The sequence below is a fragment of the Companilactobacillus miaonis genome, from assembly GCF_036913615.1.
Lineage (GTDB): Bacteria > Bacillota > Bacilli > Lactobacillales > Lactobacillaceae > Companilactobacillus.
Genome location: NZ_JAYKTX010000005.1, coordinates 160351 through 175481, shown reverse-complemented (window position 1 = coordinate 175481; position 15131 = coordinate 160351). Strand labels below are relative to the sequence as shown.

General features: G+C 38.1%; 12 protein-coding genes. 8 read left to right on the top strand and 4 right to left on the bottom strand.

Going from position 1 to position 15131, the window contains the following annotated elements:
* Nucleotides 1-73 precede the first annotated feature (73 nt).
* The 3 genes from U8521_RS05860 to U8521_RS05850 all read right to left on the bottom strand — a co-directional run bounded on the left by U8521_RS05860 (nt 74) and on the right by U8521_RS05850 (nt 5638).
* On the bottom strand, nt 74-3217 hold the full coding sequence (locus U8521_RS05860) for an L-type lectin family protein (RefSeq protein WP_334352151.1): 3144 nt from the start codon (nt 3215-3217) through the stop codon (nt 74-76).
* Between the two features lie 245 nt (nt 3218-3462).
* Nucleotides 3463-4773, bottom strand: a complete 1311-nt coding sequence (locus U8521_RS05855; RefSeq protein ID WP_334332393.1) for an NCS2 family permease — start codon at nt 4771-4773, stop codon at nt 3463-3465.
* Nucleotides 4774-4996: 223 nt separating this feature from the next.
* On the bottom strand, nt 4997-5638 hold the full coding sequence (locus U8521_RS05850; RefSeq protein ID WP_334332143.1) for an SDR family oxidoreductase: 642 nt from the start codon (nt 5636-5638) through the stop codon (nt 4997-4999).
* 109 nt (nt 5639-5747) lie between these two features.
* On the opposite strand from U8521_RS05850, the gene U8521_RS05845 reads away from it, so the two are divergent.
* The gene (locus U8521_RS05845; RefSeq protein ID WP_334352150.1) at nt 5748-6509 is read left to right on the top strand and encodes a flavodoxin family protein; all 762 of its coding nucleotides are present in this window, start codon (nt 5748-5750) and stop codon (nt 6507-6509) included.
* Between the two features lie 105 nt (nt 6510-6614).
* Here the strand turns inward: U8521_RS05845 and tpx are convergent, their stop codons facing one another.
* Entirely contained in the window at nt 6615-7109 is a 495-nt protein-coding gene (tpx, locus tag U8521_RS05840) for a thiol peroxidase (protein WP_135373133.1), read from the bottom strand.
* Between the two features lie 95 nt (nt 7110-7204).
* On the opposite strand from tpx, the gene U8521_RS05835 reads away from it, so the two are divergent.
* The 7 genes from U8521_RS05835 to U8521_RS05805 all read left to right on the top strand — a co-directional run bounded on the left by U8521_RS05835 (nt 7205) and on the right by U8521_RS05805 (nt 15090).
* Nucleotides 7205-7717 (top strand): GNAT family N-acetyltransferase, encoded by a 513-nt coding sequence (locus U8521_RS05835; protein ID WP_334352149.1) that lies wholly within the window; start codon nt 7205-7207, stop codon nt 7715-7717.
* Nucleotides 7718-7829: 112 nt separating this feature from the next.
* On the top strand, nt 7830-8285 hold the full coding sequence (locus U8521_RS05830; protein ID WP_334352148.1) for an LPXTG cell wall anchor domain-containing protein: 456 nt from the start codon (nt 7830-7832) through the stop codon (nt 8283-8285).
* Nucleotides 8286-8425: 140 nt separating this feature from the next.
* Nucleotides 8426-9235 carry a WxL domain-containing protein gene (locus U8521_RS05825; RefSeq protein ID WP_334352147.1) on the top strand — a complete coding sequence of 270 codons (810 nt, stop codon included), beginning with the start codon at nt 8426-8428 and terminating at the stop codon, nt 9233-9235.
* A gap of 123 nt (nt 9236-9358) precedes the next feature.
* On the top strand, nt 9359-10450 hold the full coding sequence (locus tag U8521_RS05820) for a DUF3324 domain-containing protein (RefSeq protein ID WP_334352146.1): 1092 nt from the start codon (nt 9359-9361) through the stop codon (nt 10448-10450).
* Between the two features lie 96 nt (nt 10451-10546).
* Nucleotides 10547-11536: a WxL protein peptidoglycan domain-containing protein gene (locus U8521_RS05815; protein WP_334352145.1), complete on the top strand. Its 990-nt coding sequence runs from the start codon at nt 10547-10549 to the stop codon at nt 11534-11536.
* Between the two features lie 4 nt (nt 11537-11540).
* Nucleotides 11541-12638, top strand: a complete 1098-nt coding sequence (locus U8521_RS05810) for a DUF916 domain-containing protein (RefSeq protein WP_334352144.1) — start codon at nt 11541-11543, stop codon at nt 12636-12638.
* A 139-nt stretch (nt 12639-12777) separates the two neighbouring features.
* The gene (locus tag U8521_RS05805; RefSeq protein ID WP_334352143.1) at nt 12778-15090 is read left to right on the top strand and encodes a hypothetical protein; all 2313 of its coding nucleotides are present in this window, start codon (nt 12778-12780) and stop codon (nt 15088-15090) included.
* Nucleotides 15091-15131: the final 41 nt, after the last annotated feature.

Sequence of the window (15131 nt, the reverse complement as noted above, 5' to 3'; positions counted from 1 at the left end):
GAGTTCTAATCTGCTAAAGAAACATATTTATATGAATAAGAAGGTCTTAACTAAATAAAGCCTCTATCAAATCCTATTCAATACTCTCAGTCAAATCCCAATAAACTGTGCCTTGGTAATCGCCAGCAATTGGTAGACTTTGAGCTTTCAACAAAATACCATTGTTCTCGTTCCATTGATCAGAAATATCGACTACTTGGTATTTTTGATCGTTACTTTTGGCAATTTGTGGATTGTTACTTAGGGTAGTGGCCAAATTATTTTTATCGACGAAATCCATTGAAAGGTCGGATTTATTGCCGGAAGTTGCGTAATTTAGATTATCGGCATAAGCGTTGAGCTTCCAACTGGCTTTGTAACTCGTCACGTCAAGGTCCCAGTCGCCAGAACGTTCGATATAGCCCGGTGTGAAGGTCTTGGGGTCGATAGTTTCAAAGCGGTAGTTGTTGAAGTTTAGTTCTAAGGCTTTGGACAAAATTTTTAAGTTGAAACTTTCAGTGTTGGTCTTTCGCCCATACGGATCAGTGAAGTAGACTGATACCACGCTTGTATCTTGGTTTGTCGGTAGTTTCAAGTCGTTACCGGTTAAGTCAAAACTCATATCAAAAGCTTGATTTTGTGTTGTGATTGGATTGTCGATTTTTAAATTGATTGGTGTCTGTGAATCGACTTGGAAAACACCAATCAATTCATGATTATCTAATGTGTACTTACTACCATAATCAAAATCAACTGGGAAATGGATATTGCCAGTTGGACCTAGAACGGTCAACTGATTTGATTTTGCGGTAATTGTTGGACTGAGCTTGGGAACATTGACGATAACGGTTGCTGAAGCTTCAGCAAAATCACCATCGGCAACGGTGATGGTTACTTCGTTTTTACCTTCTTTGAGAACATTTTCCTCAGGAGGATTCTTCAAAAACTCACTTAAAGTCTGGTCTAGTGGTTGATCGTAGGCAATAGGCTTGAGTGAGTAATCAATTACTTTATCGTGAGCCATCGTCTGAGTGATCTTATGAATTGTTCCATCAGAATTTTTGATCTCATAAGTTTTGGTAACATTTTTTGCTCTAAAGTCGGTGTCGTCAGAATATTTATAATTGCCACTGATTTTAACAGGTTTATTGTCGGTCACATTGATAACTGTTTCATCTGGAGTAAGGACTAACTCACTGTCGGTTACCGTAATATCGTAAGTAACGGTATTGGAAACTAATCCTTGACTGTCGGCGAGACGAACCTTGATCTTGTACGTTCCAGGTTCAAGCATCCCGGCTGGAATTGCCAGTGAATAATCGTCGGTTTCAGCATCCAAGGTGCTAGGGACGCTCCAAGAACTGTGCAACTTGGTATCCACGCCATTCTCGTCAAAAATCTGCCCGTAAGCAGTCAAATCGTCACCCGTGAATTTGCTGGTCATCAGATACTTAGCCGAACCGTCAAGCGTGAAATCCGCATCCTTTTTGACCGTCTGTTTCTGCGTTTCTTCAGTCGGAGTGATTTGAAGTTTTTCGTTGGTAATGTAAAAGCCATAGCTCATGACATCATCATTATAGTAATCACTCTTGTAAGATGTGTGCTCGGGTGCGACTTTGGTGCGCTTCAAAACGTTGCTAGTCGGGGCATTGGCAGTTCCATAAATCGTAACTTTGACACCGGTACTATTTTTCGATAAAGCACCCAGATCCAGGCTCAAAGTCTGAACGTCTTTACCGTCATTATTTTTGCTCGTCGTCAACTGCGAGGCACTGATATAAGTCGTACTATTCGGGTCGTCAGCATAAGTGATCTCACCGATACGATTGTTTTCATCATTTTGATAGAGAACATTTTGTGGCAGCTGCATTTGGGCAGTAATATTACCAGTCCCAGTGATTCCCGAGTGGAACTGCAGGTCGTAAGTGAATGCCAACTTATCCCCATCACCAACCGTATAATCACTATCACTGCCACTAGATCCAGAACGCTTATCCAAATCCTTGATAGAACGTTCTTGAGTGACATCGTAAAGGCTGTTGGTAGAAGTAATATCAATAACAGAAGGGATTTTCTCCATAATAATTGCATTAGAACCAGGTTCACTGTTAGGAGAACCAGTCGAACTAGTAAAGCCCCAACGAACCTTCGTTTCACCAGCTGGCAAATTGAATTTAGTTAAGTCGATTGCAATCGGTGAATCACCATCTTTAGGACGTTTATCCCAAGTTGTATAAGGCTTAACAGATCCATCTGTCAAGCGGTCATTGAAGATATAACTGATATAACCAATGTTTTTGTTACTCTCATCTGGTTTATAACTAAATGAAAAATGATGCCAACCATCTCTAGCCGATTCACCAGAGTTGTAACTAGAAATAACGAGACTTTGAATTGTATTATTGTGATTCATTCCGTAAAAATAGTGAACTGCTGCTGTTTTAAGTATATAAGTACTAGTATCACCAGGATAAGACCAAGCCACGTGCTGTTCTTTGACTGCACTAACACCATGAATATCGAAGAGACCATCAAATAAATCATCAACTGGTGATTTTAAAAGTGAATCATTAAATTTGTCCGGTTTGTCAGTTGCAGAAGAAGCATTTCTAAACGCATCAAATTCCAAAGCAAAGCTATTTTGAATGGCTTTACTTGCAAGAGTTTTCTCATTTGTAACGCTACTAGCATTTTTATCAGTACCAGTACCACCATAAACACCCAAAGATTCACCCTCAGCAGGAACATCTACTTTTTTTACAAGACCAATGAAATCGCCCTCTCTATAATATCGTCCAATAGCATTGATACCATTAGGATCATTTTGTAAGACTAAGGCAATTCCGTCACCACTAACACCAGTTTTAGGGCCGATATACATCCAACCAGAAATGGTTTGTTCTTTAGATAAATCAAAGTAGTTGTAATCTGAACCATCAGAGGCAATCATCCGTCCCCAAATGGCAGAAGCTTGATCATCTCCATCGGTCATTTGAATAACATCAGTAGGATTCTTGTCCCCAGCAGGCAAAATTTTTACCGGATTAGAAACGGTTTTAGTGCCGCTATAGGAAGCAGGGTACTCAAAAAGGTCTCCTAACTTCATACCATTAGGAGCTGCTTTCAAAACATCATCATAAGTGGGTGTCGCTTGAACTAAAGTAGGTGGAGCAAACCAACTCCACGTCAAAAAAATCATGGCAAAAAGCAATCCACGACAAATTTTTTTCCAATACATAAAAAAATCCCCTTTAAACAGCATTTATATATTTATGTAATCGCTAACATAATCATACATTAAATGCAAGAAATTTGCCAAAAAAATGAGGTTTAATGAAAGTTACATTGCTTTTATTTGTGTCACAATAAAAAAAGTGAACCAGAATCAAAGAAGATTCCAGTCCACCAAAGAATTTTAATATTTATATGATTTGAAGACGGCAATCAACCACCATCTAACATAAGGAAAGAACTATTCAAAATCTATTTTCCAGGCAAAATATTAATAATATAAAGCAAGATAACAAAGACTACGAACAACACATACATCACAGGTTTAACTTCCTTACCACGTCCAGCAGCCCACATAGTTAATGGGTAGAACAAGATACCGAAAGCAAAACCGTAAGAAATATTGTAAGTCAGTGGCATACCAACAATCGTTAAGAAAGCTGGCATGGCGATTTCAAACTTGCTCCAATCAATTTGTTTCATAGATTGAGCCATCAAAATACCAACGATGATCAAAACCGGAGCCGTGATATTAGTTGTAACAATAGTTAAAAGTGGAGAGAAGAACATTGCTAAAGCGAACAAAACACTAACAGTCAATGAAGTTAAACCAGTTCTACCACCAACGGCGATACCAGCGGAAGATTCAACGAAAGCAGCTGTTGGCGTTGTACCCATCACAGCACCACCAACCATGGAGATAGAATCAGCCATCAAAGCTTTACCGATTCTAGGCATCTTATTGTCCTTCATGAAACCAGCTTGTTCAGCCAAGCCAATCAAAGTACCAGCTGTATCAAAGAAAGCAACTAACAAGAAGACTAAAACAACTGCCCATAATTGTGGGTTAGCGAGGTCAGGCATGTGAGCAATTCCGACCCCAAAAGTAGGCTTCATACTTGGAATAGTTGAGATGATCTGTTTTGGTAAAGGAATCAATTTTGTGACCAAACCGACGATAGTTGAAAGAATCATTCCGATGAAGATTGATCCAGGAACTTTTTTAGCCATCAATAAACCAGTGACGACTAAACCAAAAATAGTTAACCAAGTTGTTGGAACAGTTAATGAACCCATCGCTACTAATGTTGATTTACTGCTGACAACTAAGCCACCACCTTGTAAACCGACAAAGGCGATGAATAAACCGATACCTGAAGCCATAGCCAATTTCAAATCGTGCGGAATTGAGTCGATAACGATCTCACGTAACTTAACGATTGAAATGATCAAGAACAAGATACTGGACATGAAAACACCAGCCATAGCCGTTTGCCAAGGAATACCCATCGCTAGAACAACTGAATAAGTGAAGAATGCATTGTCACCTAAACCTGGTGCAATAGCGATTGGATAATTGGCTAGAAGTGCCATTAAAACCGAACCTAAAATAGCCGAAAGTGCAGTGGCCGTGAAGACCGCACCCTTGTCCATACCAGCGACCCCGAGAACTTGCGGATTGACAAAGAGAATGTAGGCCATTGAAACAAACGTCGTTAGACCAGCCATAATTTCACGTCTAACCGTTGTTTGAGCTTCTTTGAGATGAAATAATTTCTCCATAAAGCTTAAATTTGATGATTCCACGATATAACCCCCTAGGATTTTTTCTACAAATAAGAGTATAACAGATATTCCGTAAAAAGACGATTATTTATCTTGTGAAATTAAATATTGTTCGTATTTTACAAAGTGTCACGCAAATTTAGACTCATGATGGATAATAATTTACCCTAAAAAAGAACAAAAAAGAATATCCCCACAATGTGAAATATTCTTTCAAAGGTCAGATAAATATGTCCTCAGCCGGAGTTTCGCCACTTGCAAAAGTGTACTCCTTGCCGATGGTACTTGGATTCTGAATTATCAACGCTAAAGACTTAGCCACGTCGACTCGAGGAATGGAACCGGCTTCGTTTGGACCTAGAAGTTTAACTTTGCCAGTACCATCCTCATCAGTTAAAGCACCGGGATGGATAATTGTGTAATCGAGGCTCGTGCCACGTAAATGATCGTCGGCATAATGTTTAGCGGTCATGTATGGACGAATCCCAGTGGCATCCCACTTATCACGGTTGTCACTAAAGAGAGAACTGACCATGATGTAACGTTTGACACCAATTGTTTCAGCGACCATCATCGTTTTGATTGCCCCGTCGAGATCGATTTCCATTGTCAACGCATCACTAGCACCACCAGCACCGGCAGAAAATACCAACACGTCAGCACCGGATTCTTCAATTGAATCCTTGATCTCATCTAAAGATGCGGTCAAATCAATGTATTGTGTCTCGATATTGTTTTCGTTGTAAGCCTTGATTTGTTCTTGACTGCGCAATCCAGCAACAAAATCAATGTTCCTGGATTGTAATTCTCCAATTAGTAGGTGACCCACTTTCCCGTGAGCACCGATTATAAGAACTTTCATCACGAAACCTCCTTATTTAACCATACTGTAGCAACTATTTTTTTATAAAGCTAGTGTTTTGTATCTAATATCTTAATATAATAAACTAAGAATAAAGGGGAGTGCGCGTATGAAGATATTAGGAATATTAGCCTCGCACAAGGAACACGGTATCCAAGCACAACTTTTGTCAGAAGTCTTGGACAACGTAAAACCAGGGGTGGAAACTGAGACCATCTATTTAGAAAATTACGAAATTACGCCAAATAAATACCATGAAAAGAATCCAGTTTTAGAAGAATTAGTTCAAAAACTCAATGAAGCTGACGTCTGGGTCTTTAGTGCACCAACTTATTGGCGCGAACTATCAGGGGTGTTAAAGAATTTCTTCGACTGTATGCGACCAAAGTTTGTCTATTTTAAGGAAAATGGCGATACGATTCCCGGTCAATTCAAAAACAAACATTATTTAAGCATTACTTCTTGTTACGTCTCACCACTAGAAAACTTTTTAACCGGTGTGACAGACGAATCATTTAAGACTATCGACCGAGTCATGTCAGCAGCTGGAGTCATCAAAACCGGAGAAATTGTATTGCCCGGAACTTTTGGGATGAAAGGGATTCCTGATTATAAGAAGAAACAGTGTCACAAATTTGCCAAGAAGATTTCTGTTAAGAAGAGAAAGGATGATTCAACTTTGAAAAGATATATTCAGCTATTTTTCATGATTGCCATAATGGCTCTAATTACGATGGGAATTCAAATTCCGTTAAAACCATTTATTAATAGTAGTTTCTGGTTGAACTATCTCAGTTTCACCATAATCTTCTTTGTCTTGTTAGCTTGTATATTGCACTTTGTTACCTTTGTTAAACATCGTAGACGTTAAAAAAGAGCAGCCGCTTGGGCTGCCCTTTATTATTTGTATTTATTATCAGGGATGGTTCAAACATTTGTATAGGAATTTTTACAAATGCCAATTGATCATGAAATTTTAATTCATTTGGTCAATTTGATCCAGCACTTTATCGTAACTAGGTTCGTCAGTTTGTACTGGAACAACTTCAGAATAAGTTATTTCGCCATTGGGGTCAACTACCCAAACTGAACGTGCCAAAATGTCCAAGTCCTTGATCCAAAGTTTCGATTTCTCACCAAAATCATGGTTGACGTCGGATAACATCATCATATTCTTAACACCCTCAGCGGCGCACCAATGTGATTGTTCCTCAACCGTGTTAGTCGAAATAGTAACGAAGTTGATAGCAGAATGTCCGTCAACCTCTTGATTGAAATGCTTAGTTTGAACACTGCAGACCGAAGTGTTGATATTAGGAACAACACTGATAAGAAGTGGTTTGTCGAGTAAATCTTGAAGCTTAACTTCCTTATTATCTTTATTTAAGACAGTAAAGTTTGGGAACTTTTCACCAACTGACAAAGGTTCACCAATTGTTGAAACAGTTTGACCTTTAAATTCCAAATCCATACAAAACTCACACCTTTCTTTTTAGACACTAGAGTAATTATAGATTAGCGCCGGACAAAAACCTAGAAATTAGATTGTAAAACGAGGATAGCAAAATGTTACTAATAGGAAGAAACATAATTATCAGAGATTTTAAAGAAGAAGACTTTGAACCGTTCTTTACCTTATTAAAGGATAAAACTAATCATGATCTGGCTGGTTTGGAATACACAGAAGATCCTGATTTTGCCAAGAAGTTGTTTACTTTATATCAAAAACGAGATGACGCCCACGTGATAGCTCAAAAAGATACGGACTTGATGGTCGGAATCTTCGAAATCAATAAAAGAGGAGAGTCAATCGGCCTTGCTCAAACTAGAGAAATTGGTTTTGTGATTGGAAAGGCTTACCGAAAGAAAAGTTATGCGACAGAATCCGTCAATCTGGTAATTAATTACGGATTTAATCGAATAAATCTTACGGAAATCTGGGCTTCGACGGAGGAATCTAACAAAGTTCCTCAGAAGATCCTAGAAAAATTAAAATTTAAATATATCTATAGTGCTCAACAAACGCTTCCATTCACCACACAGAGCCAAAGCTTAAAATATTACCTTTTGAAGAAATGATTCACTTTTTGTAAGAATTTCTTAATTATTTCGGAGTAGAAACCGTGTAGACGGATGGTACTATACTAAGCGTAAGGAGAAAATAGACTGACTTTTGATGAGAGGTTTTTATATGAAAAAAAGAACGAGAACTAGAAAAAGTCTCACAGTCAAAAAGCGGATAGTCGGTTTCTTCGCAATTGCCGTTATTTTGTTAGGAGTGGTTGGAGGATTCGGGTTAACAAGCGTTATCGCCGAATCTAACAGCACGACAGGAGGTGGCACTGACAGATCAGCACCAGTCGCGGTAGTCGCCAATACGTCTGAAGACAGCACTTCAAGCGTAGGCGGTGGTGGAGCAACTAATGCTAACGTCTTAGTTGGCGACAATACCGGTAAAAGTACTGGTACCCAAGTTAAAGATACTGACTATACGCCAGCAGTCAGTGTTAACAACATGTCATCATATCCACAAACGGGCGATGCGCATGACACTGGATTAGTCATTTTAGGCTTAACTATTTTGATTGGTCTATTCGCTTTTTATGGGTTGAAGTTCGAAAAAAGCTTCAAGTTTTCACGGTTTTAAAAGGTTCTAAGTTGATTCAATTCTGACAAATAACTTTTACAAATAATGAGATGTACGGTTCGTAAAATTTGTTATTATCTAATTGTAATCAAGAAAGACAAAAACAAAAAAATAATTTTCTATATCAGGGAGGATATATCATGAAATTATCTAAAAGTGTTTTAGCAGGATCATTAGCAACAGCAGGAATCGTTTTAGGAGCAATCGCACCAGCAGTTACAGCACAAGCCGCAACTGCATCAGGTAATCAAAAATCAGATGGATCAGTTGAATATCAAGACCCATCAACAAGTGTTGGTGAATTAGGTGGCAAAGATAGTAAATTGGCTATTGCCTTTGATGAATTAGCAGAAGACGGAACAGTTAAAACTGTAGGTCAAGCAGCTGCACAATCAAATGCTAATGTTACAGTTCAATCAGGACTTCTAACATTGGATGCTGTTCCTGACTTCGGATTTGCTAACGCTGCCGAAGGTACAACAGTAGCTTTGGATAACAATGATGTTAATGGAAATGCAGCAACAGATAGTCAAGGACTTGGTAATTTAACAGTTACTGATTCACGTTCAACAGTTCCTGGATTTGAAGTTAATGCAGCAATTACAAAATTCTCACCAGTTGGTGGACCTACAGATGGATCAAAGGATAAAGTTTATACATTGAACTTAAAACCAACAGAATTGAAGAATGATAAGGGTGAAAGTGTTGCCGCTGCAGGTACACTTAAGACTGAAGAAGCTAATATTGCTGGTGGAGACGCAGCAAGTACTGTTATGAACTTAGCTGCGGAATCATATGCACAAGGTCCTATCAATGCTTCATTTACAAAAGCTGATGATGATGCATTCTTAACATTAGGTGATACAGCAGGTTCTGATACAAAGACAACAACATCATACAATGCAACAATTACATGGACATTGAAGGCTGCTCCAAAAGTAAACGCTTAGTATTAATATAATAAAAGAATAAAAGATTATAAAATAACGGCCACTACTACAATAGTAGTGGTTTTTATTTTATAATGTTAGTGGTTACATTTTGATGTTTAATGATTATGGAGGGTTAATACATTGAAGTTTAAATTTAAAATGTTAAAGCTTTTATCAGTTGTATTTGCACTTTTTCTAGGTTTCTTGGGCTCCACTAAAGTTAGTGCTGCCACATCAGGAGATTATACAATTAAACCAGGTGGAACAAGTAATGATGTAGTTAATATTGATAATGGGAATTACATTATTACCGGTGATCCAGGTCAAACGACTGAAATAAAATTGATTGTTATTAATAAGGCGGAGGATGCTCGTAATTTTATTTATTACGCTTCAACCGCATATACTAATGACAATGGGAGTTTGTCTTACAACAAAACTAAAGTGACTGATTCATCATTGAAGATTCAAACTAAAGATGCATTGTCACCAAAAAAATCAACATTTAAGGTACCCGGAAATACAACTGCCACGATCACTTTGAAAGTTACCGTTCCTGAAAAAAAATTTACTGGAACACTAATGGGTGGTGTGACAGTAGCGCCATATAAAGAAAAGGCAAAAGGTACAGTAGGCTCTAATGGTAATTTGATTAAAAATAAGTTTAGTTATTCTATTCCTATTCAAATTCATCAAAAAGGGGCAGAAAATGATGAAGCTAAGTATTCTATAAGAACGGTTAAACCTTCATTGACGACTTCTGCTAAAGGTAAAAATCAAGGTGTTGAAGCAAACATCCATAATTCCACTAACTCCTATACAGGTCCTTTGTCCGCTAAAGCAATAGTTACTAAGAATGGTGATAAGAGTTTTAAAATAACTCAAGTGTATAGTTCTCAAAGTATTGCACCAACGACGAATTATAATTTACCAATTTCATGGGGTAAGAAGACCTTACAATCTGGCGATTATCACTTGAAATTAACATATGAGACGGCTGGTGGTATCAAGAGTTGGGTTCTAAACAAAGACTTTACTATCACAAACAACGATGCTGCTAAGTACAATAAATTAGCTGGTGTCAAACCAAATTACTTATGGCTATACATTTTACTTGGAATTCTTGCTCTAGCAATTATTCTAGGATTAGGTATTTACCTTGGTAAGAGAAATAATAAGAAGAACAACAATGGTGGAAATGGTGGTCAACCTACAAGACGCCGTCGTCGTTAATAATTATTGATAAATAATTAAATATGAAGCTGTTCCCACACTTGGGGCAGCTTTTTTAGTATCATTAGAGGTGAAGAAATTATCAGGGGCAAATCAATGAGAAAAAAAATAATCTATTTTCTATCAATGATATTCTTTGCTTTTTTATGTTTGATAAACAGCACAACTTTGGTTAAAGCAGAAATTAACGGCGTAACTGTTACTCCGTTAATTGAAGATGATACAACCGATGTAACTGATCGCTTTGAAATTGTCGGAAAACCTGGTGATGAACGAACAGTTACTATTTCGATTGGTAATTTTAGTATCAATAGATTGCAGCTTCGAATCGAGCCAACTAATGCGACTACTTCAATGGACGGAAAAATTGTCTATACTGACAAGGTCCGTGAAGGCGAATTTGGTTTGAAACATGCTTTTTCAAAGATGACGAAGGCAAAGACGATTACCTTACTTCCTAATAAAACTAAAGATGTGACTTTTAAAATTAAATTGCCAGATGAAAAAATCGACGGCTTGATCATGGGTGGCTTTAATGTCTATGACACGGCTAAAAATGGTGCTAAAGGCAATGCCAATGTACCGGTTTGGATCACTGGTGATAACAAAGCTGTCGGTGGTGTGGTAACTTTGCACAACTTGGCACTTGACGTGATTGACAAAAAGCCACATATTATTATCAATTTACAAAACAAAGAACCTGGTCAGATGAAGAACGTCATCGTCCATATGACAGTTAAGCGCAAGAGTTGGTTAGATCGATTTAACCTTGGACCAGACAAAATGACCGCTGATTTAACTTACGGTAAGGTGGCGCCAAACTCTAAGATCCCAGTCGATTTTGACCAAAACCAAACGCCAATTAAAGCTGGTAAGTATGTTGTCAAAGGTGCGGCTCGTAGTGGTAAGGCGACGTGGACGTTTAAGAAGACCTACACGATCACCCAGGAGCAAGCTAACGACATAAATTCGCGTTGTAAGGGCTTGATCTACAATAAGACCACTACTTACATCTTGATTGTCTGCGTCCTCGTATCGTTGATTTTTCTGATTTTCTGGGCCATTTGGTACTCAGGTAGGAGTTAAAACTATGAAAAAAAGATTAAGTATATTTTTTGCAGCAATGTTGCTTGTCTTGACGGTTCTTTTGCCAGCAACCACGGTGAAGGCCGCCCCCGACAAATCGTACGCGATCCAAGCAATTTTGCCAGATAATCAAATTAACAAAGATGAGTCGTTCTTTGACTTGAAAATCACCCCCAATAAGGAACAAATTTTAAAAGTGTTGATTGCTAATACTGGTAGTAAACCAATCAAGGTAACTGCTGAAATCAACAATGCCTATACGGCGGATTCTGGGGTGATCGGCTATGATAAATACAATGCCAAATTGTACAAATCCAAGCTCCCTTCGTTGACTTCTTTAGTTGATGGCAAGAGAAAACAAGTCGTTGAACTAGATACTGGTGAGAATAAGACCGTCGAATTCAAAGTTAAATCACCGAGTTCAGAGTATTCAGGAATTATTTTAGGTGGTATCACAACGACTGCTTCAGTTAGCCCAACGAAGTCAAAGAATATCAATATCAAGAATCAGGTTCGCTATGTCAAAGGGGTAGTTTTGCGCTCCAAAGATGATGGTGTGATGCCCGAGATGCATCTAACTTCAGCTGCTCCAAGAGCTGTTGCTGGATCAACTGGGATTTCCTATTTATTGGATAATACGGCACCGATAAACATCAATAAAGTGACCTTGACGGCCAAAATCAAGCATGGCGATAAAACTATTAACTATAATCAAGAAAACCTGCAAATCGCTCCTAATTCGCAATTCAACTACTTTATTCCGATTAAGGACCTAAGTGCAGGAACTTATAAAGCCCATTTGACTTTGAAGAATGATTCTGGCTTTGAAAAGTCCTTTGACCGTTCGATTACGATCCAACAAAAGCAAGTCGACGCTGTCAAAAGTGCTACACAACCAAAGCAACAATCCAACAATAAACAGTGGATCGGTATTATTGTCGGAATCTTGATTCTAATCGCTGTAGCTGTGTGGATGTACTTATACTATTCACAAAAGAATGACAATGGTGATGGACCAAGAGAACGTGGTCGTGTTGTAACAAAGAAGAACGATAAAACATCCCGTTCAGGTAAGACTCGTTCGGAACGTCATAAGAAATAAATTTTATGTTAAATATTCTATTCAAATTGAAAGTGGATTTGGATAGAATATTTTTGTTTATTTAAATAAATTTTATTGTAATTTGATAAGAATATTTCATTTAATCGTCCTATAATAAATTTGTATTAGGGGTGATTGAATGAAAAGTAGTGCAAAATTTACGATAATACTTGCCTGCTTTGTTTTGCTAAGCGGAATATTTTTCAATCCACAAATAGTCGCCGCGGATGACATTTCTGATGTCGTCAAAAGCGCACCAAATGGACTATCAATTTCCAAGTATTTTACGGTTGGACAATTTGAACTTAACGATAATGAAGACTCAATAGCTTATCCTTTTAAGATTAATTCATCGGAAATTGTTGATGCCAAGGGTGACACAACGTCTGATGGTAAAGTTTTACGGCTTGCTACTGGTGGTGAAACTAATCCGGTTACATATGGTAGCGGCAGTAATGAAACAGTAGTCAAAACGGCGCAAGTCGGGGCTGCATGGTCTAAACGTGACAGTCAAAATTACATTGATATTTCCAAAAAACAGACGGTTTCAGTTTGGCTATACTTTGGTTCAGCTGATGGAGATGATCCTACCAAAAATGGTGAGGGAATCTCTTTAGTTTTACAAAATGATAATCGTGGTGAAAGTGCCATGGGTGCTTCTTATCAAGGACTCGGTGTCATGGGCTACGATCAATCACAGACTAATCAAACGAAAAATTTAATAACTAATAAATATTCTGATGATACTTCTACAAATTCAACAATTAATTCGCCTGAAAATGCGGCTTCAATGGCAATTCAAAATAGTATGTCCTTGAATTTTGAAGCTCAATCAAATAGTTTGATTTCAACAGTTAGAGTTCCACAAATTGTGGGGTATGGGTCAAATTACTACCCAGGATTGGGACTTATCGCTAACAGACATAAGGAATTCACCTTGGGAAGTTTTGATACGGCTCATGATACGTATGCAGCACCAAGTGATTATCCTGAACGTGATTTACTTTTGAGTAGTAGTAATTTAGGTGAGCATCCCTTGAGAATGGGAAATTCAGCCAATCCATACGGAACAATTTATTTCAGTTATCCAGCTAATGCTTCAACTTATAAGACTTTAAATCTGGATGATTTGAGAAATGATGATGCCTTCAAACCAAGTACTGATACTTCTAATCCTTGGTCATTAATCAATTTAAATAAAAAAGGTAAAGCACTTTCAACCTTCCAAGTTGGTGCCCAAAATGCCAACTTGGTTGATGGTGAAGATGCAGAAGGAAATCCCCTCTATTGGCACCATTTGACCTTCACTTGGAATCCAAAGACAGATACAAGTCCTGCTACAATTCAATATAAATTTAACGATAAATTCCCCGATGGCACGATCAATAACGGTCAAGGTAGTGACTACAACGAAATTACGGAAACCATTCCAGTTGATGTAAGTCAATTTGGAACTTTAACGGATAATAAAGTTTACTGGGGTTTGACTGGTAGTAACGGCACTAATGACGATAGTTACAGTAAATTAGCTATCTTTGAGTCGATGCCAGCTCTTGCTACCGCTGATATTGATACGACCCTCTATGATAAATCGGATAATAACAAGGCCATCACAGATTCGTCGAGTGATAACAAAGTCTATAATAATGACAATTTAGCTTTCGACTATCACTTGACTTGGGATGCTGATGAATCGTGTGAAGACTGGCAAGATATTGTCGCTAAACTCAATTTACCTAGTGATGTCGATTACAATTCTGCTACGATCACGTACCACAATAGTAATGGCGATAGCACACCTGCAACGATTGCCAAAGTTGCCGATTTAAGCAGCGGTAGTTGGAAATACACTTTGGCAAATAATCTTGGTAATAAGAGCGATACCAATGGCTATACAAGTGCTGATATTATCGTCAATGGCACCGCTGATAATCAAACCGATTCACCAATCACCGTTGATCCAGAACCGGCCAGTTTCAGTGGTTCGAATGCGATTGAAACAACAAGTACACCAAAATTTGTGATTGACGGCAAAAATGTTGTTAATAAATATTTGGACCTCGAAGTGACACCAACATTGCAATTTCAAGACGTTAACTACAAGACTGCCAACACAATTTTGTACCGCAAGAGCGATTTCAATTTGACAGTAACCAGTTTAAAAGAGCCGTGGAAATTAAGCGCCTCGACCACTGGTTTATACAAGGGCACGCAACCATTTTACGGAAACTTGATTTATAAACAGACAGATACCAGCAAGCCAATCATATTGACCGACGATGCCAAAGTAGTTGCCCAAGACAATAAGTCGTACACGACAAAAACAACCGACGACATCGCTTCAAACTGGGACAACAACAGCGGGTTATTGTTATCCAATGATGTAGATAAAATAGATTCCGCCGGAACCTATTCAGGCACCATCAATTGGACAGCGATTAATTCAATTTAGAAAAATAGCACCTATTCAAGATCAAAATCTCGAATAGATGC

What these genes read in the sequence shown, in the direction of transcription:
- U8521_RS05860 (WP_334352151.1), bottom strand. Translation starts at nt 3,217, where the DNA reads ATGTATTGGAAAAAAATTTGTCGTGGATTGCTTTTTGCCATGATTTTT.
- U8521_RS05810 (WP_334352144.1), top strand. Translation starts at nt 11,541, where the DNA reads ATGAAAAAAAGATTAAGTATATTTTTTGCAGCAATGTTGCTTGTCTTG.
- U8521_RS05845 (WP_334352150.1), top strand. Translation starts at nt 5,748, where the DNA reads ATGAAGATATTAGGAATATTAGCCTCGCACAAGGAACACGGTATCCAA.
- U8521_RS05805 (WP_334352143.1), top strand. Translation starts at nt 12,778, where the DNA reads ATGAAAAGTAGTGCAAAATTTACGATAATACTTGCCTGCTTTGTTTTG.
- U8521_RS05855 (WP_334332393.1), bottom strand. Translation starts at nt 4,773, where the DNA reads ATGGAGAAATTATTTCATCTCAAAGAAGCTCAAACAACGGTTAGACGT.
- U8521_RS05835 (WP_334352149.1), top strand. Translation starts at nt 7,205, where the DNA reads ATGTTACTAATAGGAAGAAACATAATTATCAGAGATTTTAAAGAAGAA.
- U8521_RS05850 (WP_334332143.1), bottom strand. Translation starts at nt 5,638, where the DNA reads ATGAAAGTTCTTATAATCGGTGCTCACGGGAAAGTGGGTCACCTACTA.
- U8521_RS05830 (WP_334352148.1), top strand. Translation starts at nt 7,830, where the DNA reads ATGAAAAAAAGAACGAGAACTAGAAAAAGTCTCACAGTCAAAAAGCGG.
- U8521_RS05825 (WP_334352147.1), top strand. Translation starts at nt 8,426, where the DNA reads ATGAAATTATCTAAAAGTGTTTTAGCAGGATCATTAGCAACAGCAGGA.
- tpx (WP_135373133.1), bottom strand. Translation starts at nt 7,109, where the DNA reads ATGGATTTGGAATTTAAAGGTCAAACTGTTTCAACAATTGGTGAACCT.
- U8521_RS05815 (WP_334352145.1), top strand. Translation starts at nt 10,547, where the DNA reads ATGAGAAAAAAAATAATCTATTTTCTATCAATGATATTCTTTGCTTTT.